Source organism: Burkholderia sp. Se-20378 (genome assembly GCF_017104665.1).
GTDB lineage: Bacteria > Pseudomonadota > Gammaproteobacteria > Burkholderiales > Burkholderiaceae > Burkholderia > Burkholderia lata.
Genome location: NZ_JAAGPG010000060.1, coordinates 1 through 21,755, shown reverse-complemented (window position 1 = coordinate 21,755; position 21,755 = coordinate 1). Strand labels below are relative to the sequence as shown.

General features: G+C 65.9%; 17 protein-coding genes. 2 read left to right on the top strand and 15 right to left on the bottom strand.

The window, feature by feature from the left end; genetic code table 11:
• Window positions 1-18 precede the first annotated feature (18 nt).
• The 3 genes from G3N93_RS10060 to G3N93_RS10050 all read right to left on the bottom strand — a co-directional run bounded on the left by G3N93_RS10060 (window position 19) and on the right by G3N93_RS10050 (window position 4,112).
• Window positions 19-1,440 carry a coniferyl aldehyde dehydrogenase gene (locus tag G3N93_RS10060; RefSeq protein WP_174932469.1) on the bottom strand — a complete coding sequence of 474 codons (1,422 nt, stop codon included), beginning with the start codon at window positions 1,438-1,440 and terminating at the stop codon, window positions 19-21.
• Between the two features lie 186 nt (window positions 1,441-1,626).
• Complete coding sequence (locus G3N93_RS10055) at window positions 1,627-2,583, bottom strand: alpha/beta fold hydrolase (RefSeq protein ID WP_174938201.1); 957 nt, start codon at window positions 2,581-2,583, stop codon at window positions 1,627-1,629.
• 2 nt (window positions 2,584-2,585) lie between these two features.
• Window positions 2,586-4,112, bottom strand: coding sequence for an NAD(P)/FAD-dependent oxidoreductase (locus G3N93_RS10050; protein WP_206132932.1), 1,527 nt, complete (start codon window positions 4,110-4,112; stop codon window positions 2,586-2,588).
• A gap of 140 nt (window positions 4,113-4,252) precedes the next feature.
• Between G3N93_RS10050 and G3N93_RS10045 the strand changes: the two genes are divergently transcribed.
• Window positions 4,253-5,506, top strand: coding sequence for a CdaR family transcriptional regulator (locus G3N93_RS10045; RefSeq protein WP_206132931.1), 1,254 nt, complete (start codon window positions 4,253-4,255; stop codon window positions 5,504-5,506).
• 37 nt (window positions 5,507-5,543) lie between these two features.
• Here the strand turns inward: G3N93_RS10045 and G3N93_RS10040 are convergent, their stop codons facing one another.
• The 11 genes from G3N93_RS10040 to G3N93_RS09990 form a co-directional block, all read right to left on the bottom strand.
• Window positions 5,544-6,206 (bottom strand): TetR/AcrR family transcriptional regulator, encoded by a 663-nt coding sequence (locus G3N93_RS10040; protein ID WP_374196440.1) that lies wholly within the window; start codon window positions 6,204-6,206, stop codon window positions 5,544-5,546.
• 76 nt (window positions 6,207-6,282) lie between these two features.
• The gene (locus G3N93_RS10035) at window positions 6,283-7,671 is read right to left on the bottom strand and encodes an FAD-dependent oxidoreductase (protein ID WP_374196441.1); all 1,389 of its coding nucleotides are present in this window, start codon (window positions 7,669-7,671) and stop codon (window positions 6,283-6,285) included.
• Between the two features lie 65 nt (window positions 7,672-7,736).
• Window positions 7,737-8,702 carry a YCF48-related protein gene (locus tag G3N93_RS10030; RefSeq protein ID WP_206122396.1) on the bottom strand — a complete coding sequence of 322 codons (966 nt, stop codon included), beginning with the start codon at window positions 8,700-8,702 and terminating at the stop codon, window positions 7,737-7,739.
• Window positions 8,703-8,731: 29 nt separating this feature from the next.
• On the bottom strand, window positions 8,732-11,092 hold the full coding sequence (locus G3N93_RS10025; RefSeq protein ID WP_206132930.1) for an RND family transporter: 2,361 nt from the start codon (window positions 11,090-11,092) through the stop codon (window positions 8,732-8,734).
• Between the two features lie 63 nt (window positions 11,093-11,155).
• Complete coding sequence (locus tag G3N93_RS10020) at window positions 11,156-12,997, bottom strand: DUF1302 domain-containing protein (RefSeq protein WP_206132929.1); 1,842 nt, start codon at window positions 12,995-12,997, stop codon at window positions 11,156-11,158.
• 78 nt (window positions 12,998-13,075) lie between these two features.
• Window positions 13,076-14,440: a DUF1329 domain-containing protein gene (locus tag G3N93_RS10015; protein WP_174952732.1), complete on the bottom strand. Its 1,365-nt coding sequence runs from the start codon at window positions 14,438-14,440 to the stop codon at window positions 13,076-13,078.
• A gap of 361 nt (window positions 14,441-14,801) precedes the next feature.
• Window positions 14,802-15,215, bottom strand: coding sequence for a RidA family protein (locus tag G3N93_RS10010; protein WP_174932454.1), 414 nt, complete (start codon window positions 15,213-15,215; stop codon window positions 14,802-14,804).
• An 18-nt stretch (window positions 15,216-15,233) separates the two neighbouring features.
• Window positions 15,234-16,067: a phytanoyl-CoA dioxygenase family protein gene (locus tag G3N93_RS10005; protein WP_174938187.1), complete on the bottom strand. Its 834-nt coding sequence runs from the start codon at window positions 16,065-16,067 to the stop codon at window positions 15,234-15,236.
• Between the two features lie 584 nt (window positions 16,068-16,651).
• Entirely contained in the window at window positions 16,652-17,341 is a 690-nt protein-coding gene (locus G3N93_RS10000; RefSeq protein ID WP_206132928.1) for a hypothetical protein, read from the bottom strand.
• Window positions 17,342-17,375: 34 nt separating this feature from the next.
• Window positions 17,376-18,032 (bottom strand): cytochrome c, encoded by a 657-nt coding sequence (locus G3N93_RS09995; protein ID WP_206132927.1) that lies wholly within the window; start codon window positions 18,030-18,032, stop codon window positions 17,376-17,378.
• Between the two features lie 10 nt (window positions 18,033-18,042).
• The gene (locus G3N93_RS09990) at window positions 18,043-19,530 is read right to left on the bottom strand and encodes an FAD-dependent oxidoreductase (RefSeq protein WP_206132926.1); all 1,488 of its coding nucleotides are present in this window, start codon (window positions 19,528-19,530) and stop codon (window positions 18,043-18,045) included.
• A 267-nt stretch (window positions 19,531-19,797) separates the two neighbouring features.
• Here G3N93_RS09990 and G3N93_RS09985 point away from each other — a divergent pair, with 267 nt between their 5' ends.
• Window positions 19,798-20,817 carry a thioesterase family protein gene (locus G3N93_RS09985; RefSeq protein WP_206132925.1) on the top strand — a complete coding sequence of 340 codons (1,020 nt, stop codon included), beginning with the start codon at window positions 19,798-19,800 and terminating at the stop codon, window positions 20,815-20,817.
• 107 nt (window positions 20,818-20,924) lie between these two features.
• Here the strand turns inward: G3N93_RS09985 and G3N93_RS09980 are convergent, their stop codons facing one another.
• A complete protein-coding gene (locus G3N93_RS09980; protein WP_174932440.1) occupies window positions 20,925-21,596 on the bottom strand; it encodes a TetR/AcrR family transcriptional regulator in 672 nt (223 codons plus the stop codon).
• Between the last annotated feature and the right edge of the window lie 159 nt (window positions 21,597-21,755).

Here is a 21,755-nt window from a genome sequence, read left to right as displayed (position 1 = left end):
CGATACAGGATTCGGAAGTCACGCGAGACGCGACAGCGTGCGCAGCAGCAGGTCGAAGACGCGGCCGTACGGCGGATGGAACAGCACCGCGCCGTTCCAGCGGGTCTGGTGAAACACCGGCTTGAGCTTGCTGAAGGTCTCGAAGCCCCACTGGCCGTGATAAGCGCCCATGCCGCTCTGCCCGACGCCGCCGAACGGCTGGTTCTCCTGCACCAGGTGCCACAGGCAGTCGTTGATCGTCACGCCGCCGGATACCGTCTCGCGCAGCACGCGATCGCGGCGCGACGCGTCTTCGCCGAACCAGTACAACGCCAGCGGACGCGCGCGGCCCTGCACGTAGGCGAGTGCATCGTCCAGGTTCGCGTATTCGACGATCGGCAGAACCGGGCCGAAGATCTCTTCGTTCATCAGCCGCGTATCGGCCGGCGCGCCGATCACGATCGTGGGCGCGAACTTGCGCGACGACGCGCCGAACGTTTCGCCGGCCGGGTTGACTTCGAGGATGCGCGCGCCTGCGCGACGCGCTTCGTCGACCATGTCGGCAAGGCGCGCGCGGTGACGTTCGCTGATGATGGCCGTGTAGTCGGGATTGGCCGCGAGCGTCGGATACAGGCGTGCGATTGCGCGCGTCAGCTGCGACGCGACGCTGTCGGCCGTTCCGGTGGGCACCAGCAGGTAATCGGGCGCGACGCAGGTCTGGCCCGCGTTCAGCAGCTTGCCGAACGCGATGCGCTGCGCGGCAACCGCGACGTTGCAGGACGCATCGAGAATCGCCGGCGATTTGCCGCCGAGCTCCAGCGTCACGGGTGTCAGGTTGGCCGCGGCCGCCTGCGCGACGACCCTCCCGACCTGGGTCGAGCCGGTGAAGAACAGGTGATCGAACGGCAGGCCGGCAAACGCCTTGCCGAGTTCGACGTCGCCCACCACGACATCCAGTTCGTCCGGCGCAAAGGTGTCGCGCGCCATCGACGCGAGCAGGTCGGACAGCGCGGGCGTGAGTTCGGACGGCTTGATCAAGACGCGATTTCCCGCGGCGAGCGCAGCGAGTGCCGGCCCCAGCGAAAGCTGCAGCGGGTAGTTCCACGGCGAGATGATGCCCGTCACCCCCAGCGGTTGCGGCATCAGCCGGTTGTGGCCGGGACGGAAATGCAGCGCGGTCGGCACACGGCGCGCCCGCATCCAGTGCTTCAGGTGCCGGCGCGCGTGGCGGAGGCCCGCGCGCACGATGAACACCTCGGCCAGCCGCGTCTCGTGCGCGGAGCGGCCCTGAAAATCGGCATCGATGGCGCGCACGATGTCGTGCTCGTGCGCATCGAGCCACGCAGCCAGCCGGTCGAGACGCGCCAGCCGGGTGGCCAGCGCCGGGTTCGGCTCCAGCGCGAACGCGCGGCGCTGGCGCTCGAAGCGGGCCGCGAGGTCAGTCGGGTAGCCTTGGTGCATGGTGTCTCCTCCTGCCCGTCGATCGTGCGATTCCGTCGCATCACGACAAGCGTCTTGCAGAATGTTCCTGGTCTTCACGCGATTCACGCGACTAGGGTCGGCTCGGCGGCCGGCAATGACGCGAGCGCTACGCCTTGACGTTACGCTCGACGCCGCGCGCCGGTCGCGTGCCGCAGGCGAACCGGCTCACGCGATATGCCTGCCGGTGCGCACGGGTTCCGCCGCAGCGGGCGTCGCACGGCGCCGGATATGCCCATCGATCAGGCTCGTCAGCAGCGGCACGACGCCGTCGGGAATGTCATGCCCCATGCCGCGCACCGTGACCATGTCCGCGCCCGGAATCGCGGCAGCGGTCGCGACGCCGCCGCTCGGCGCGACCAGCAGGTCGCGATCGCCGTGCACGACCAGCGTCGGCGCCTGAATCCGGCGGATTTCGTGGGTCCGGTCTCCTGACTTGATGATCGCGCCGATCTGGCGAGTCGTGCTCTCGTGGTCGCGCGCCTGCTCGCCGCGATCCCACGCGTGGGCCGCATAGGCGCGTCGGGCAGCGTCGTCCGCCGGATACGCCTGCGTGCCGATGTGGGCCATGATGCGGCTGTACTGCTCCACCGCCGCTTCGCGCGTGCGCGGCGGCGGCGCGGTCAGCATCAGCATGCTCGACATGGCCGGCTGGCCGACCTTGCGCGCACCGGTCGTGGAGATGATGGAGGTCAGCGACAGCACGCGTTGCGGATGGCGCGCGGCGAGCACCTGCCCGATCATGCCGCCCATCGACATGCCGACGACGTGCACGCGCTTCAACTGCAGGCTGTCGAGCAGGCCGATCGTGTCCTGCGCCATGTCTTCCAGGTCATAGCCGTCCTTGACCGGCCAGCGCAGGAATTGGCGAAGCACGCTCGGCCCCGGCCGCGGGACGCGCGACGAGCGGCCGACATCGCGATTGTCGAACACGATCACGCGATAGCCGCATTGAATCAGCGCGTCGATCAGCGCCAGCGGCCAGAAGGTCAATTGCAGCGTCATGCCCGCGATCAGCAGCAACGGCTCGCCGTGGACGGGCCCGTAGACGCGATAGCAGAGACGCACGCCGCCCGGCAGGTCGCAGAATGCGTCCTGGTTTGCTTCCATCGTGTGAATCGTCATGATCAGGCTCCGACAGCGCGACGTGGCTCGACGCGATCCGTGCCGCCGGCTGCCGCCGCACGCCGGAAGCGCAGGCACGGGTCTTCGACCGAACCGTGCCGCAAGATCTCGACATCGAGGTGATAGTCCATCGACATGACCCACGGGACACCCGGGCCCTGGCGCGGCAGGCTGCCGATCGCGCGCTGCACGTAGCCGGCGCCGAAATCGAGCAGCGGGCGCGTCGGCATGTCGGCGGCGGGCAATTCAGGCACGCAGGTCGCGAGGCCGCCGCGCTCCATGTGCGCGAGCACGCGGCAGAAATGCTCGGCCAGCAGCCCGACCTTCAGCGTCCACGACGAATTCGTATAACCGATGGAGAACGCGAAATTCGGCACGCCGCTGAGCATCATCCCCTTGAACGCCACCTTGCTGTGGAGATCCACCGGCTGGCCGTCGACCGTCAGCTTGATCCCGCCGAAAAACCGGATGTTGAGCCCCGTCGCCGTGACGATGATGTCGGCCGGCAGCGTCTGCCCGGATTCCAGCACGATGCCCGTTGCCGTGAAGGTCTTGATGCGGTCCGTCACGACCGACGCATGGCCGTCGCGGATCGACTTGAAGAGATCGCCGTCCGGCACCGCGCACAGACGCTGGTCCCACGGGTTGTACGGCGGGTTGAAGTGGACGTCGACCGGATAGCCCTTCGGCAGCTGGCGCTTGGTCATGAAACGGATCAGGCGCCGCGCCGCCTTCGGGCGCGTGCGGCAGAAATGCCAGATGAAGCGGGCGATCGCGATGTTCTTGCGCCGTACGAGCGCGTAGGCCCACGTATGCGGCATCACCTTGCGCAGCGTATTGGCGATGATGTCCTCCGACGGCAGGCTTACCACGTAGGTCGGCGTGCGTTGCAGCATCGTGACGTGCCGGGCCTTCCCGGCCATCGCCGGCAACAGCGTGACGGCGGTGGCGCCGCTGCCGATCACCACCACGCGCTTGCCGCCGTAGTCGAGATCTTCCGGCCAGTGCTGCGGGTGAACCACCGGGCCGGCAAAGTGCTCGATGCCGCCGAGCTTCGGCGTATGACCTTCGTCGTGGTGATAGAACCCGGCGGCGCTGAAGAACCACCTGGCCTGGATCGTCTTGCGTTCACCCGTATCGACGCGCTCGACGTCGACGCTCCACAGCGCCTGCGCACTCGACCAGCTTGCGTGGATCACCTTGTGATTCGTGCGGATGTGGCGGTCGATCCCGTATTCGGTGGCCGTCTCTCTCAGGTACGAAAGAATCGCATCCGCACCGGCGATCGCCTTCTTGTCGGCCCACGGCTTGAAGCCGTAACCGTAGGTATGCATGTCCGAGTCGGAACGGATGCCCGGATAGCGGAACAGGTCCCACGTGCCACCGGTCGCGCCGCGCGCTTCCAGGATGATGTATGACGTGCCTGGGCGGTCCGTCTCGAGTTGGCGAGCGACGCCGATCCCGGACAGGCCGGCGCCGACGATGAGCACATCCACGTGCTCAGTGGACGGAAGGGTATGTACAGTCACGGCGTGTCTCCTGTTTGCGTCGAAATGCGCTATGTGTCGTCATTTTCATCAACCGAATCGAGCCGAACAAGGTGTCGAATGCACCGTATGCGAATACAATGAGTGCAACTTGCACCTCTTCGTTTGGATAGCACTCCATCATGTCCCAGCCCCCCGCCCCCACTGCCCTGCCGACCTGGCCGTTGCCTTCGCCACGCATCCGGGAACTGATGCGCCAGGGCGCCGAAATCGCACTGAATGTGCAGACGGAATGGCTGCAGGAACTCGACAAGGAAAACGTCGCGACCAGCCCCACCATGAGCGACCCCGTGCTCGCCGCGGCCGTGCGGCGCATCAACCGCAACGGGCTGATTCACTGGGCCACCGCCAACCTGGAAAACCCTTGCGCACCGGTGTCCCGTTTTCTTTCGGCCGACATGCTAAGTAGTGCGCAGGAACTGGTGCGACGCGGCCTCACCGACCTCGTGTTCGTCGCGGCCCGTTCGTCGCAGAGCGTCGTGTGGCAGCGCTGGATGGACCTCGCGTTTACGCTGACGCAGGACCCGGTCGAGCTGCGCGAGTTTCTGGCCGTATCGTCGCGTTCGATCGCGGCCTTCATCGATACCAACATGGTCGGCATGGCCGAATTCATGCGCGCCGAACGCGAAGCGCGGCTGCGCGGCACGCACGCCGATCGCCGCGAACTGGTCACGCAGATCGTCGAAGGGACGACCATCAGCGCGCAGGAGGCCAGCCGGCGGCTGGGCTACACGCTGGAGCAACGCCATCACGCCGCGATCATCTGGAGCGAGGAAGCGGATATCGAACTGGGGGTGCTGGAGCGGGCGGCCGATGCGCTGGCGCAATGCGCGGGCACGCGCAATGCCCTGGCCGTCGTCGCGAACACGGCCACGTTGTGGGTCTGGACGTATCACGACGGCAAGCCGCTCGACATGCCTTCGCTGCAGCGTGCGATCAACGCGCTGCCCGGCGTGCACATGGCCGTCGCGACCGCCGGGACCGGCATGGAAGGATTCCGGCGCGGCCACCTCGACGCGCTCGCGACGCAGCGGCTACTCGGCAGGCTGCACGCCGGCGTCGGCGTGGTGCATGCGGACAGCATGAGCCTGATCGCGCTGATGACCAATCATATGGAATCCCTCCAGCAGTTCGTGACCAATACGCTGGGCAACCTGGCCAGCGCCGACAAGTCGCTGCGCGACGCGCTGCGCGCGTTTCTCGCGGAAGGCTGCAGCGTGACCGACGCAGCCGAGAAAACCCACGTCCACCGCAACACGCTGCTGCGCCGCCTCGAGCGCGCCGAGTCGTTGCTGCCCCGCCCGCTCGCGCAGCAGCGCCTGCACGTCGCGGCCGCGCTGGAAGTGCTGCACTGGACCGCCAGCGATCCGGACTGACGCGCACCATCACATTCCGTGGCGGCAGGTTGCTCCCCTAGTCGCGTTGCCTGTCGTAGATGAGGCAACGCGCTATCTCCATGAACATCGCATCGAGCCGCTGCGTCAATCGCGCGGTGCCGGTTTGCAACGTCAGGCCGTCGGCCATCGCAATCAACAGTGTGGCAACGTGCAGGCTGTCGGCCGCGTCGAACGCCGGATTGACCGTGCGCAACAGCTTCGCGACTTCGCGCGTCAGCGTGCCGTACCAATCGTCGAACAGCTTCAGGCATTCGGGGTCGATCGCAGCGAACGACAGGAAATGGCGGAACAGCGCGACGTATTGCGCATCCTTCGCGTCGCGCAGCGCGCGTGCCAGCACGCGTTCGATGACATCGTCCGGCGATGCATCGCTGTCGATCAAGCCCTTCAGCTCGCCCAGGTACGCCTCGATGACCGGTTCGATCACGGCCCGCAACACGGCCAGCCGGGTCGGGAAGTAATACTGCAGGTTGCTCACGCTGATGCCGGCGCCGGCCGCGACCGCGCGCTGCGAGAACGTCAGCGGGCCGCCTTCCAGCAGCAGTTCCCGCGCGACCCGGACGATCGTGTTGCGCGTGCGCAGGCCCTGCGCCCGCAAGCCGTCGAGATCGCTGCCGGTCGAAGCGGCGTTCGGCGTGCGGCGGCTTCTGCCGCCGTGGTGCGCTTTGGTGTCGGTCATCGTGTTCGTCGTAAGCGTGGCGTTCCGGCAGTCCGTCCCGGCGCGCATTGCATCGTGGCTATCCTGGCGCGCATCCCTATCCGCGCCGCGCATGACGGTTCACCCGTTCGTCCAGCAGGTTCGCCATGCCCAGCACCGCCTTGATCGCGCACCAGCGCAGCGGCTCGGGCGGCATGCCGGGTGTCCGGTGCGTCAGCGCGTCGAGCAGCGGCGGCTTCGCTCCGCTGATCCGGTCGGCCAGCACCTGCCCGATCAGCGACTGCGTGCCGACCCCATGCCCCGAGCATCCGGCCGTGTAGAACACGTTGCCGTGCGCGCCGGTCGCGCCGACCACCGGCAGCGCATCGCTGGCGACCGAGATGTAGCCGCTCCAGCATGCACGCACCGGCAGGTGGCCCAGTTGCGGAAAACGCGCGTGCAGCGTCGCCAGCAGCGCGCGATACGCTGCGTCGTCGGGCACGTTCGGCGTTCGCGAACCATAGACGTAGTCCAGCCGCTTGGTCGTCAGCAACAGCGTATTGCGCGCGGTGAGCCGGTGGCTCTCCATCGTGAAGTGTGGCGTCACGATTCCCTCGCGATTCGGCCAGCCCAGCGCCGCCAGTTGCGCATCGGATAGCGGCCCGGTCTCGAGCGCCGACACGCGCAGCGGCATCACCTTGTTGCCGAGCAGGCCGAGTTGCGGCGTATACGCATTGGTGGCGAGCACCAGGACCGGCGCGCTCGCACTGCCGCGCGCCGTCCGGATCCGCACGGTTTCGTTCGCGTCGAAGTCGAGCAGCGCGGTGTTCTCGTGGAGCCGCACGCCCGCGGCGAGGGCCGCGCGTCGCAGGCCCAGCACGTACTTGCCAGGATCGAGCGTGCCGCCGCCGGGGAAGTGACAACCGAACAGGAACGCCGGTGGAATGCCACGCGCACGCATTGCCGCGCCATCGAGAAACTGCGCGGGCGAACCCAGCGCGATGCCGGTCTCCATGTCCTCGCGCAGGCGCTTCTCCTGCGACGGATGCACACCGGCGCGAATGATCCCCGACGCACGATAGTCGCAGTCGATCCCGTGCTCGACGAGCTTGCGCTCGACGTAGGCCACGCCTTCGTCGTAAAAGCCGACGATCCGTTTCGCCTGCTCGCGCCCCACGCGCTTCACGAACAGATCGTATTCGAGCCCCTGCCCGCCGGCGAGATAGCCGGCGTTGCGCCCGCTCGCGCCGAAGCCCGCGAACTCGCGCTCGATCACGACGACGCGCATGCCGCGCGCGGTCAATTCCAGCGCGGTGGACAGGCCCGCGAAGCCGGCGCCGACGACGATCACGTCCGCGTGAACGTCGCCTTCCAGCTGTGGCTGCAAGTCGTCCGGCCGCTCGATCCATCCGCCGATGGGCCGGTAGGATCGCAACGCACGGTCGGCCTGTGCCGCGTCGAACCGCATTGCATGGCCGGTCGAGTCATCCTGAATCCCGTAGTTCATATCGCTCATCTTTGCCTCCTTCATTCCGTGCCGCCAACAGGGATACCGTTCACCTCGGGTCGCCATCAGCGCGACGTCAACACGCCGTCCTGCGAGAACAGCATCGGTGTGCCGTCCCTGGCCGGCAGCGCGGCGGTCAGCGTCGCGCGATCGGGGCGCTGCGCGACCTCGACCGTCGCTGCGCCCGCCGGCTGCTTCAACACCAGGCCATCGAGCCCGACGCCGATCAGGCCGTCGCCTGCCGCCACCAGGTCGGTGATCGAACTCCGCGTGCGGCTGTCGACGGCGGTCCAGTTCGCGCCACCGTCGCTGCTTTGGTACAGGCTGCCGAGCAGGCCGCCCACCACCACGCGGCCGTCCGGCATCGCCACGCCGGTCCATAGCGAACCCTTGCCGCCCGTCTGCAGGTAGCGCCAGTTCGCGCCGCCGTCGGTCGACTTCAGCACCGTGCCCTGTTCCGCCGAGATGTAGAGCGCGCCCTTCTGATCGCCGAACGCGTGATAGAGATTGCGGTCCGCCTTGCCGCCGCCCGGCGGCTTCGGCAGCGTCACTTTCGCCCAGGTCTTGCCGCCGTCGTGGGTTTGCAGCATCAGCGACCACAGGCCGACCGCGAGCCCATCCTGCGGCGTCGTGAACAGCACGGAGAACAGCGGCTGGTCGACCGACGTGTCGAGACGCTGCGTCGTCCAGGTTTCGCCACCGTCGTCGGTCGCGAGTATCGTCCCCCACTGGCCCACGGCCCAGCCGTGCTGCGCATCGGCGAACGCGACGGCCGACAGCGTCGCGGCAACGGGCACGCGCCGCGCCTGCCGCCAGGTCTTGCCGTCGTCGTCGGACAGCACCACGATGCCGTGATCGCCGACGGCGACGACCCGCGAGCCGGCACGCGTCGCGTCCGTCAGCATCATGTGCGTCGGCGCGGGCCATGCGTGGGCCGGCTTCGCGGCCCATTCCGCGACCGTTCCACGGGATTGCGCGAACGCGGCAGCGGCGGCGCACAGCCCGATACAGGCAACGAGTGTCTTGATCATCTGGAGATCTCCATGAAAGTGGCCGGGCGTCAGTGGCTGAACAGTCCCGGCGCACGGGCCGGCTTGCGGCGCGGGAACCGGCGCTCCAGCACCGAGGCCAGCGCGGGCAGCGCCGTCATCGCCATCAGCAGGTTGACGAGGAACATGAACGCCAGCAGCTTGCCCATGTCGGCCTGGAATTTCAGCGCGGAGAAGCTCCACGTCGCCACGCCGATCGCGAGCGTGATCGCCGTGAAAATCGTCGCGACACCGACTTCGAGCAGCGCGTGCTGCACCGCCTTCACGATCGTCTGCCCGCTCGCGAGATGCACCTGCAACCGGTTGTAGATGTAGAACGCGTAGTCCACGCCGATCCCCACCGCCAGCACCATCACCGGCAGCGTCGCGACCGTCAGTCCGATCTGCAGCTCCTTCATGAACCAGTAGCCGATGAAGGTTGCGACCGACAGCGGCGCACAGCAGGCGATCATCGCGCGCCAGTCGCGGTACGCGAGGAACACGAGGATCAGGATCGCGCCGTACACGTACAGCATCATCGGCAGCTCGCTGCCCGCGACTTCCTCGTTGGTCGCCGCCAGCACGCCCGCGTTGCCGGCCGCGAGACGCACGGTGATGCCGGGGAACGGATGCGACGCGCGATACTGCTTCACGTCGTCGAGAATCCGGTTGATCGTCGTGGCCTTGTGGTCGGTCAGGAACAGGTGCACTGCCGACATCGTGCAGTCGGCCTTCATGAAGCCCTTCACGCGGCCGACGTCGACCGACACCGCGCCGTAGTTCTCCGGGTCGATCGGCACCACGTTCATCTTCGGATAGTCTTCGTTGTAGCCCTGGTTGTACGCGCGCAGCATGCCCGAGTACGACTGCACCGACACCACGCCCGGCTCGGTGCGCATCGCGGCCGCGAAATCGTCTTCGTACAGGCCGACCGCCGGGTTGTCGCACGCCTTGCCCGTCGACTCGATCGCCACCGTCAGCCAGTCGAGGCCCATGTCGTAGTTGCCGGCGATCGCCGTCGCGTCGCGGTTGAAGCGCGCGTCCGCGCGCAACTCCGGCGCACCGGGCTGCAGCGTGCCGATCACGCGGTCGCGGCTTTGCCACGCGGCCAGCGCGAACACGACCAGCGTCAAGGCGACGGTCGCGCCCGCATACCTCGGCTGCGCGATGCGCGCCAGCGGGCGCAGCCATGCCGAGCGCCGCTCGCCGCGCTTGAGTGCGCTGTCCGCATAGCGCTTCGTGAAGTTGAAGCAGGACGCAGCGACCGGCAGCAGGATCAGGTTCGTCACGATCTTGTAGGCCACGCCGAGCGACGCGGTGATCGCCAGCTCGCGCACCATCGGAATCGGGATCAGCAGCAGCGTGATGAACGACACGAATGCGGTGATCAGCGCCAGCACGCCCGGAATCAGCAGCCCGCTGAAACTGCGCCGCGCCGCCTCGTACGAACTGTGCCCGTGCGAAATCTCGCGCACGATGAAGTTCACCTGCTGCACGCCGTGCGACACGCCGATCGCGAACACCAGGAACGGCACCAGCACCGCGAGCGGGTCGAGACCGAAGCCGAGCAGCTTCAACGTGCCGAACTGCCAGACCAGCGACGTCAGCGAGCACGCGATCAGCAGCACCGTGAAGCGCAGCGAATGGCAATACCAGTACACCGCGAGCGCGGTCAGCAGCAGCGCGATCGCGCAGAAGCCGAGCACGGCCTTCGCGCCGTCGGCGATGTCGCCGATCTGCTTCGCGAAGCCGATGATCTGCACGTCGTAGCCGGCATCCTCGAACGGCTGGCGGATCTTCTGTTCCAGCAGGTGATTGAACGCGACGTAGTCGAGCACCTTGCCCGCACTGTCGCGCTCGTTCAGCTCGGCCGTGATCATCGCGCTGTCCTCGCCGTGCGACACGAGCGTGCCGACATAGCCGCCCAGCGTCGTCGCACGGCGGATCTTCTCGACGATCTCCGTTGTCAGTTGATCCGGCGTGATCGTGCCGGAAATGATCGGCTCCGCGCGAAAGCCCTCGTCGGTGATCTCGTTGACGAACGCGTTCGACGTCCACAGCGAGCGCACGCCGATCCGGTCGACGTTCGGCAGGTAGGTCACCGCCTGCGTGACCTTGTACAGCCGCGTCAGGCCGTCCGGCGTCCAGATCGAACCGTGCTTCGCGCGCACCACGACGGTGATCCGGTTCGCGCCGAGCAGGTCGTTCCGGTATTGCTGGAACGTGCGGATGTACTCGTGGCCGATCGGCATCTGTTTCTCGAAGCCGGCATCCATGCGCAGGTGCATCGCGAACACGGCCATCGCGACGGTGAACAGGCCGATCGCCGCGAGCACGATCGCGCGATGACCGAAGAAAAGCCTTTCAAGGCGGCTGACCAGACGATTAAGCACTGCATGACCCCTTCATGTTTTCCGGCGATGCCCGACGCGCGCGCTCGCTTCCACTGGCACCCGTCAGAAGTTCCGGGTGGCAAACACACCGATGAAATTGCGGTCCGCGTACGGATTCCCGACCGACTGATGGCCGCCGAAGAACGCCGCGAAGTTGATGCCCGCCTGCCACGTCGGCGGATTCTGGTTGAACAGCACGTAGACGTTCACCGACTTCGCGCCCTGCATGTAGTTCGCGGTGAAGGTCGGCGTGTAGCCGTACAGGCCCGTGCTGAACGTCACGCCCGGCGTCACCTGCCAGCCGGGAATCAGCGAGCCGTCATAGGTCCAGTTGAAGTCGATCGTCGCGCCCACCGAGCTCGACGTGCCTTGCCCCTGCGTGATCGGGTAGCCGAGCCCCGAGTTGTTGTTCAGCCACGGGAAATAGCCGGCGGCCGGCACCTGCGTGACCGGCTGCCCGCCCACCGTGCGCGTCACGTCCGAACCGAGGCCCGGGTAGTAGATCCACGTGAGTTCCCAGGTCAGCGTCGCGGAATCCGCGGCGATCAGCTTCAGGAACGGATACTCGCTGCGCGCCAGCGCGAGCAGCCCGTTCACGTCGAGCTGGAGCTTCTTCTTGTCGGCCCACTGCTGGCAGTTGACGCCTTGCACGCCGTTCGTGATCAGGTCGGTCGGGCCGCCCGCGCCATAACAGCTCGACAGCGCGACCGCATCGCGCGGCCGGTACGACAGCTCGGTGCCGATCGCCCACGGCCCGACGCCGAAGTTCGCGCTCGCGCCGAACAGCTGGCGGTTCTGCAGATACGACCACTGCGCGGTGCCGTTGGCCAGCGTCGACAGCACCGGCGATTTATCCGTGTAGTTCAGGTAGTAGAACGCAAAGTTCGCATCGAACGAGCGCGGCGAATAATTGAACTTCACGCCGAACTGCGGCCGGTATTTCGCGGGCAGTTGCGTCGAGACCGGAATGCCGAGGTCGTTGAACGGCGGCCCGGCGAACGCGCCGTTCACGAGCCCGTTCTTGATCGCGTTCAGCGTATCCTGGTTGCCCGCCGCGGCCCCGCCGCCGATCGCATTGGCGATCGTGCCCACGCCCGGCCCGACCAGGTTGGGATTGTTCGCGTTGATCGTGAACGGTTCGGCGCCGCGGCCAACGACGTTCGCCAGCGACCAGTACGACCCGACCGGCGGGATGCGGTTGCCGTTCCACTGGAACTGGTAATAAGCCTCGGTGCTGAAGCCGTGGGACAGATCGGCGGCAAGGCTCAGCATCGGCGCCGGCAGCAGCGCCTGCTTGAGCTGCGAACCGGGGATCAGCAGTTTCTGCGTGTCGAGCGAGTTGGTCGCGTTGATGCCGCTCTGCGCGAACATGCTCTCGCCCCAGTTGATCACCTGGTTGCCGAGCCGGACATGCGCGCTGTGCCCGTTGATCGTGAAATCCTTTTGCGCCCACAGATCGAGCAGTTGCGCGTTGTACACGACCTGCGCGGCGGCCGTGCTCGACAGCGGCGTCCTGGCCGTCCTCCCGGCGAGGAAGTCGTACATCCCCGTGCCGCGCACCATGAACTTGAGCCCTTCGCTCGGCATCTTCAGCAGCAGCTCGCTGGTCGCGCTCACGTAGGTGCTGAACGGCTGCCCCTTGCGGTAGTTGAGATCGCCTTCGTCGCCGTAGCCCCACTGGTTCGTATTGGCGGCCGCGCCGCACCCGTACGCGTTCGGATCGCCGGTCAGCGAACAGCTCGGACTCTTGGTCCGGATTCCGCCGCCCGCGGTGAGATTGGACACCCACGATCCCTGGACGCTGCCGTCCCCGAGCGTGAACTCGTAGCCGTACGCAGTCGACGTCGCCGCACCCAGCATGGCAATCGACACCGTAGTATGCCTAACTATGTTGCTTGCTTTCATCGTCCCACCCATCTCCAGACCGGATGCCGACGGCGCGATCGCGCACGTCGGATTCATTTTTTTATATGTCTATGGCAATCAACGTTCGCTGACCGATCTCAGCGACTCCGCCGTGAAGAAATCGGACTTGAAGCGCGGATCGTTGATCTCCTGGTACCAGCGAATGTCCTTGCCCTGGCCGATCGTCGACGAATCCATCACGTAGCGCCCGTTCAGGAGGTCGTATTGCGCCATCGGCTCGTTGTCGCAGGCGCCGCCCAGCTCCCAGACCGGAATCGGGTAGCTCTCGCGCACCTTCCACAGCTTGCCCTGCGCGTCGTAGTCCTCGCCGATGAGCGCGAGCCAGCTATCCTCGTCCAGGTAGAACACCTTCTTCGATGCGACGTGGCGCGCGCTCGGCTTGACCGTCGCCTCGACGACCCACACGCGATGCATCTCGTAGCGCCGGTTCGCCGACGCGATGCCGTCCGGCGTCGCGACGTCGTGCAGCTTGCTCTTGAACTTGTACATGCCGAACGCGTTATACGGAACGAGCATGTCGCGCTTGCCGACCAGCTTCCAGTTGAACCGGTCGATCGAGCCGTTGAACATGTTGGCTTCGTCGATCAGGTACTGGTTCTCGAAACCGATCAGCGGGGCATCGTGCGTATAGGCCGGCATGCGTCTCACGCGGCGCTGCCCCGGAAAGTAGTAGTAGGTTTCCGAATCCTTGTTGAAATACTGGCGCTGCACGAAGGCCTGCCCCGCGAGCGCGGCCGGCGAGGTGGCCGAGAAGTACGCGGCCAGGCTGAGCTGGTCGACATCCTTCGGCCCGCTCTTGCCCGTCTTGCCCGACGGGAAATAGAAGACCTGCGGGCCGATCCCGTCGATCCATTCGCCGCCGCCCGGACGCGGCGAGATGGTCGTGACATCCAGCGGCCATTCGATGCCGATGCCGCGATAGCGGTTCTCGTAGTTCAGGATCGCCTCGGCGCCGGTCTTCGGCTGGGGAAACGGCACGCCGGGCAGGACGGCCGCCTCGAGCGTCTCGCCGTCCGACGCGAGCTTCGCGGCCGTGAGGTTGGCCTTCGTGTTCTGCTCGGCGAACTCCGGCAGCTGGCACTCGCGGTGCGACGGATACACATCCATCCGGTAGCCCTTGCGCTGCTTGATCAACGCGATCTGGCCGGGCGACAGCATGCTCGCGTACTTGTCGACGTTCGCGGCATCGATCGAGTAAAGCGGCTTCTCGCTCCGGTGCTTCCAGAAATCGCCGCGCGTCTTGCCGTATTCCCAGCCCGACTGCGGCTCCTGCCTGCCGGCAAAGGCGGGAATGGACCCGTCCTTGCTCGCGCCGCGTTCGGCCCCCACCGCGGTGAGGTCGTCGGCCATCGCGCTGCCAGCCATCATCAACAACGCGGCCGCGATTGCGGACACGGTTCCGATCGTGTGCTTCTTCATCATGCTCTCCTTCCGAGACGCTGCTTTCATTCACCGGTTGCGCGGCAGACGGGCGACTGGCGTTCGTTTCTTTGCGATGCCTCGCGACGAACGTGCCGCTTGCCGGCCAGCCGTCGCGGGACTTCCGCGACCGTGAAGCGCTCGGCATACCTTTCACCGATGCGCGTCATGTTGTAAGTAATACGAAATATATTGAATGCGCTTTCCACCACACGAGCCACATGCCTTACGCGCTCCTTCAATCTCAGGTTCGGGGGCCCACCGCGTCCGGCTGAACAGGCCTCAGGTGCCGGATGCAGCGGCTGCGAATTTTTCCTTTCGTCGCAGCCGCCGACCCGGCCGCGCTAACTGCCTGACACTTGCGTCAAGCCGTGCCCGACCCGGCCACCGCCACCGCCCGCACTTCGACGCACAGCTCGGGCAGCGCGAGCTGCGTCACCCCGACCGCTGTCCACGACGGAAAGCGATCCGGGAAATATTCGTCCTTCACGGCCCCGAAGGCTTCGACCTCGGCGCGCAGATCCGTATGAAAAGTCGTCAGCTCCACCACGTCGGCCAGACTCGCACCGGCCTCGACCAGAATCGCCTTCAGCGATTCGAATGCGATGCGCGCCTGCGCCTGCACGCCGTCGCCCGGCCGCATGTCCGCGCCGATTCCGACCTGGCCGGACACCCAGATCGTGTCGCCCACCCGCGTGGCCGGAGCGAAATGGTAGGTGTCGTACCACGCCTTGAACCCGGGTGGAATGATCGGTTGACGCTTGCTGGTTGTTGCCATGACGGGAATCCTCCGGATTCAGACGAGTTGACGGAAACACGGCGCGCGAAACGGGTCGCCCGCCTTCAATGACGCGAGCGCGTCCACGAACAGCACGCCGGCCGGCGTGAAACCGGATGCGCTGTGGTCCGGCAGCGGGCTGAAGGTGGCGTCGTCGCCGAAGAAGCGCAGCACGAGCGTGTGGCGATCGGGGAAATCCGGATCGACCACGCCGCCGCCGTGCAGCACGCCCGGATGCAGCAACAGGACGTCGCCCGGCTTCGTGGCCCACGAGAGGATGTCGTACTTGCCCGGATCGGCGCGGCGTTCGGCTTCGATGTCGGGCATCCGCGGCCAGACGCCACCGCCATGCAGCGGCTCGGTGGGATCGTCGACGTTCTGGAACGTGGTGCCGTCGTGACGCACGCCGCGATGCGAACCCCGGACGATCTCGAGCGCGTTGCGCTTCGGAACGGCCTCGAAACTGATCCACGCGTTGCCGAAGTGCATCCCCGCCCACGGCAGGTACGAGGTGTCCTGGTGCCACAGCGAGCGGGCGCCCTTGCCGCCTTGCTTCAGAAAGAGTTCCTCGGCGAAATACCACGCGTGCTTCGACCCCCACAGGTCGGCGAACAGTCGACCGAGCGGCAGCGTGGCGACCAGCTCGTCGAGACGTTCCTTCGCGTACGGATTCGCGTTGTCGACGTGCGACCGGAATTCGGACCCGTCGAGGAGACTCGACGCCATCGGTCCCGGGTTTTCAATCCCCCAGTCGAACGCGAGCCGGCATTGGGCCAGTTGTTCCTCGTTCAGCAGACCTTCGATCAGAACCGCACCGTCCTCTGCGAAAGCCTTGCGCTTGACATCGTCCATCTGTCACCTCCTGTTGGTTCGCCCCGCCCTGCTTGCGGGTGCCGTGTACCGTCTCAAAAGTAGTTCGGAATAACAATGTTAGGTAATGATGATAAATTTAGAACGAAATAAAAAGAGCGGGTATTCCCGGTGCGGATGCAATGCCTGGACGAAGCGGGATGACAGCCGCGCTCCCGGCCGGCCGCGCGCAGCCGTCCGCGGCCGCACGCCAGCTGGCGCGCCGCCTGGCGAGCGGGACGAAAGGTCAGGCGAGGAGCAAACGCCCCTCTTTCCTGTGACGATTACTTGACGGCCTTAACGTGTCGTCGACAGCTCCGTTCCGATATCTGTCAATTCAAAACAAGTTCGGATAACGATGCAGTCAGGTCACCGTTGGATCGATATCGAGACCGCCCCGCGAAGATCCACGGATATGCCAACGTCGATGCGCGCGCGTCTCGCTCCGGATCGCCGTCGGTCACACACGCTATCGGTCGCGGTACGCTTCGGAAGCGATTCAGCCCAGCGCGACTCGATGACACAGTGGCCGTCTCCGGCGCGTGTCATCGAACGACGCAAATGCCCCGATGCGCTTCACCACGCACTTACGCGAGGCGACGATTCCCGTTCCGGGTCGAGCGGAGCCGGCTGGCGTCATGCGTCTGACCTGCGCGCTCCAGCGCGCAATAGGCGTAATAGAGCACGACCGTCACGTACGACCACGTCACCAGTGCGAATACGTAGAAATTGACCACGACGTTGTGTGCGTCCCCGGGTATCGGATAGAAATCGTAGATGCATGCGATCGCGAGCGAGGTCACCGCCGCAATGGCTGATGTCATCGCATGGAACCGCTCGCCGGCCGCCAGCAATTTCCGGACGAATCCTGCGAGATAGATCGTCAGCAATCCCCACATCGCGACATAGAAGTAAGGCAGCGCCTTGCCGACGACGCCCGACACCAGCACGACGGTGCCGACGGCCGATATCGCGAACAGCGCGACGTCCTGCCACCCCGAAGGCTTGTAGCCGCGCGTCACGGCCATCAGGCCCGCGACGGCGACGATCGGCATCCCGAAGCCCCGGGAAAACGCATCCAGAAAGTGCGAGATGAGCCCCGACAGCTCGAAGTGAGTCGCGAAATAGATCAGCGCATTCGACGAAGAAACCGTCACGATGAACCACTCGATCCCGAGCAGGTAATTGCGCTTCTTGAGAAATCTCCAGCCATAGATGGCGGTGGTGGTCGCCAGCAACGCACTGGCAAGGCAAAGCACGAGCGATCTGCTGTCCATGATCAAACACTCCATTCCGATTGCGTACGGTTCATCATTCCTGCTCCGGATTCAAACTTGCCAGGTACTGGGCGACGGCCTCGCGTTCCTTCTGCGACAGCGCCGCGGTGACGCGCTGCATCGTGCCGGTCGCTTCGGTGCGCGTGCCGGCGGCAAACGCGTCCATCTGCTTCAGCAGATAGTCGTGCCCCTGGCCCGCCAGCCGCGGGAACTGCGCCTGGCCCATCAGGCGTGCGCCGTGACACGCGGCGCACGTCGCCTTCTCGACCAACTGCTTGCCTTGCGCCGCGAGTTGCGGATCGGGCTCGAAGTAGCGGTTGCGGCGGGCCGGCTGCCGCGCGTAGTAGTCGGACAGCGACTTGATGTCGGTCTCGCTCAGGCTCATCGCCAGCGGCGCCATGTTCGGGTTCGCGCGCTTGCCGCTCGCGAAGTCGTGAAGCTGGGCCGCCACGTAGGACGCCGGTTGCCCCGCGAGGCTCGGATAGCCCTGCTCGAGCGACGTGCCCTTGTCGCCGTGACAGCCCAGGCACGTATCGGTCTGGTGCGGCCACGGGCCGCCGTCGGCGCGATACGCGTCTTCCGACGCGGCGACGAACTGTTGAAGCCGGTACAGGTTCAGCAGGGACGGCCCGAAGATGACGAGCAACACGGCGACGACTCCCGCAACGGCGAGCAAAATGCGTTTTTTCATGATTGCTCTCCTAGGCGCGGCGCAAGCCGTTCAACGCCTGCAATGCGCCCTGGTGGCCCGAGCGCACCGCGCCATCCATGTAGCCCGCCCAGATGTTCGCGGTTTCGGTTCCCGACCAGATCAGGTTGCCGCACGGCAGATGCAGCCCGTCTCCGTGCGCGCTCCAGAAACCCGGCGGAATCGCGGACACGCACGTGATCGTCCACGGATCGACGCGGCTCCAGTCGTGGTCGTGATACGACACCGGCGACAGCGCGTCGTCGCCCCATGCCTGCGCATAGATTTCCGTGAGCATGCGTTGCGCGGCCTTCCGGTCCGACGGCAGCAGCGCGTTCCGGACGAACGCATTGATGATCCCGATCTCGCCACCGGGCGGGGAGTTGTCGTAGGCCCAGATGACCGGGCCGCCCGCCTGGAAGATGTGGCCGTTCAGCCCCTTCCCGCGCCAGAACGGACGGCGATAGACCATCGCGGTCTTGCGCGCCGGCGAGTGAGCGGGCCATGCGCGCTGCAGCGACGCCCGCTTCTCCGGCAGCGGCGGCTCGAACTGCACCTGGTTGCACAGGGCCGGGTGAATGGCCACGATGACCTTCCGCGCACGCACGTCTCCGCGATCGGTATGCAGCGTGACGACGTCGCGATCCCAGTTGGAGATCCGGCGCACCGGGGTCGACAGGCGCACCTTGTCGCCCAGGCGCCCGGCCATCTTCGTGCTGAGGATTTGCGAACCGCCGATGAAGCGCGTTTCCTGCGCGCTGTGCTTGATGGAGTCGAGCTGCGTGTAGTCGCACGACGCCGAATTGATCATCGACAGGAAGTGCAGCAGCCCCATCTTGACCGGCGGAGCACCGCCGGACAGCGTGCACGAGCCGTCCCAACCGATCCGGTCCTCGGGCTTGATGTCCTGCTTCACCATCCAGTCGGCCACCGACAGCTTGTCGAGTTCGCCGACCCGGGACGAGGTCCACGGCGCGCCCGACGGCACGTCGCGCGACATCGTGCTCAGCTTCGACGAAATGGCCTCGTCGGTGCCGAACGTGCCTTTCAGGTCGACCGCCACGCGGCCTTCGCCGCCCAGGATGACGGTCTTGCCTTCGTAGTAGCTCGGGAACGTGCCGACCTCCAGCTCGCGCGCAAGATCGGCGACGGCGGTCTGGCCCGGCCCGATCCACTGCCCGCCGACCTCGGTGACGTATCCGCCGTCCACGTTGTAGTTGAGGGTCCGGCCGCCGACACGGTCGCGCGCCTCGAGCACCACGAACGATTCGCAACCGGCCTGGCGCAAATCGCGCGCCGCCGTCAGGCCGGCCAGGCCCGCGCCGATGATGACTACGTCGAGCACGTCGCCCGGATTGCCGGACGGGCCGCCTTCGCCGGCGCTCGCCTGGCGAGCACCAATCGCCAGCGTGCCCACGGCGGCGGCTGACGCACCGGCGTACTTGAGCCACTGCCGCCGATGCAGGTCGGCTGCTCCATTGGGGAAAGACTTCTTTGGCATGGTGTGTTCGCTACTGCAATGAAAATCACTCGGGAGCCGTCCATCAGGATGACGAACGATAGGCGGCCCGTTCGGCACGTCGTTCCGAACCGATCGGATTGCGGCCGCCATCCCTGCCCCGCTTTTGGCGCAAGGCAAGTCGACGAACCGTGCAATCCATTTGTAGGAATATGTGACAAACGTAGGTCATGATACATACAACCGGAATAAAACAAAGACAGGGGATTACCCTGCCTTCGGAGCGTCGATGCATGCCTGTGCGCGACGATGTTCGTCGCGAATCATTCATCGCACGAATACGGGCCGATTCATAAAATAAACTTCGGTGCGGCGCACGTGGTCGCTATGCTTGGCGTCACGAATTCACGCGAGAAAACGCGTCGAGCCGCCGGAATTTGCAGTGCCGCGCGGCGTGTATGCGCCGGCCATCCACTTGCGGCGGCGAATCGATTCCCCGCCTCGTCGACGGGGCATGGCTTCATGGGAACAGGAATGTCAGGCGCCTGCGTGGAAATCCCCGTCGATATCTCGTCGCGATTCAACGTCCTCGGCTATCCGAACGGCGGCTACCTCACCGGGCTCGCAGCCGAAACATTCGCCGGCCGCAGCGCGCATCCCGATCTGTTGTGGATCAATGCGAGTTTTCTCGGACATCCCGTTTCCGGCCCGGCAACGGCTCGCATCGTTGAACTCGGATCGACGAAAAGCCTGTCGCGCGCGACGTTGTCGCTCATGCAGGACGGGGAACTCAAGGCGTTCTACGTGGCGACGTTCACCGATTTCTCGCGGACGACCGGTGCCTCGGCATCGCATTGCGCGGGACCGCAGTTGCCCGTCACGCCTTATCACGCATGCGTGAGCATCGACACGCTGGCGATCCCCGATCCGATGCGGTCGTTCATCTCGCAGTTCAACCTGCGTCTCGCACCGGGTGTATTGCAGAACAGCGGGCCTGAACACGCCGCGACCATCGAGGGATGGATTTCTCTGGATGACGAAGCATCGCCGACGCTCGCGTCGCTGACCCTCTTCGCCGATGCGTTCCCGCCACCGATCTACAACCTCATCGATCGCGCCGAGTGGCGACCAGTCCCGACGATCGAATATGCGGTACACATCAAGGCCAACCCCGGCCCCATCCACGCACGCTTTGTGACGAAGGAGGTTCGCAATGGCCTGCTGGTGATCGACGGTGAATTGCGGGATATGGACGGACAGCGCGTGGCGGAATCGCGTCAGCTCGCGAAATTCCGCGGGACGTTCGGCACCCCATCACGAGCAAGCTGAGTGCTCCCCCGCACACCGTCGGTGCCAGGCATCGCGCGCGGCGGCTGCAAAAGAAAAAAGACAGGGCATGCCCTGTCTTCTCGTGTCACCTGGCCAGGCTGCGGCCGCTACCGGCTCTTGCCGCCGGACGCCTTGCCTTCCACCAGGTTGTACACCGACGCGAGGAATCTCGCATCGAGCCCCTCCGTCTGCCGTCCCATCGTGTACTGGAGTGCCAGCCCGTCAGCCATCGCGACGAGCAGCATCGCCACGTGCTCGCCGTCCGCTGCCTTGAGGCCCGGATTCACGGAGCGGACGAGCGCGGTGATGGCTTGCGTCAGGGACGCATACCACTCGTCGATCAGCCGCGCGCATTCGGGATCGATCGACGCGAACGACATGAAGTGGGCCCACAAGGCCGTGCCCTTGACGTCCTTCGCATTCTCGAGCGCCATCCCGAGCAATGCATCGAGCGTTTCGCGCGGCGATGCGCCGCTTTCGAGCGCGCGCTTCAGTTCGGTCAGGTAGGCCTCGATCTCGGGCTCCATGACCGCGCGCAGCACGGCGAGCCGCGTCGGGAAGTAGTACTGGAGGTTGCTGACGCTGATGCCGGCGCGCTGCGCGACCGCGCGCTGGGAAAACTCCAGCGCACCACCCTCGAGCAGGAGTTTCCGCGCCACGCGCACGATGAGTTTGCGCGTACGAACACCCTGGGCCCGAAGGCCCTCGGGCTGTGCGCCGGTGGGTGCAGCACTCGATGTGCGCCGTTTCCTGGTCGGTTGCTCAATAGGCACTGTCATCGCTTCCGTCGTGATCTGGGCGTTCCCGCCTTCCTGATGTGATAGGACCGGCGTTTCGCCGGTCGCGAACGACTATACCCGATGCCGACACCAATTTCCATCCGGGGCGCCGCCGCCCGGCGGCCGGTGGCGGCCGCCGCGATTCGCCGCGTCACGTGA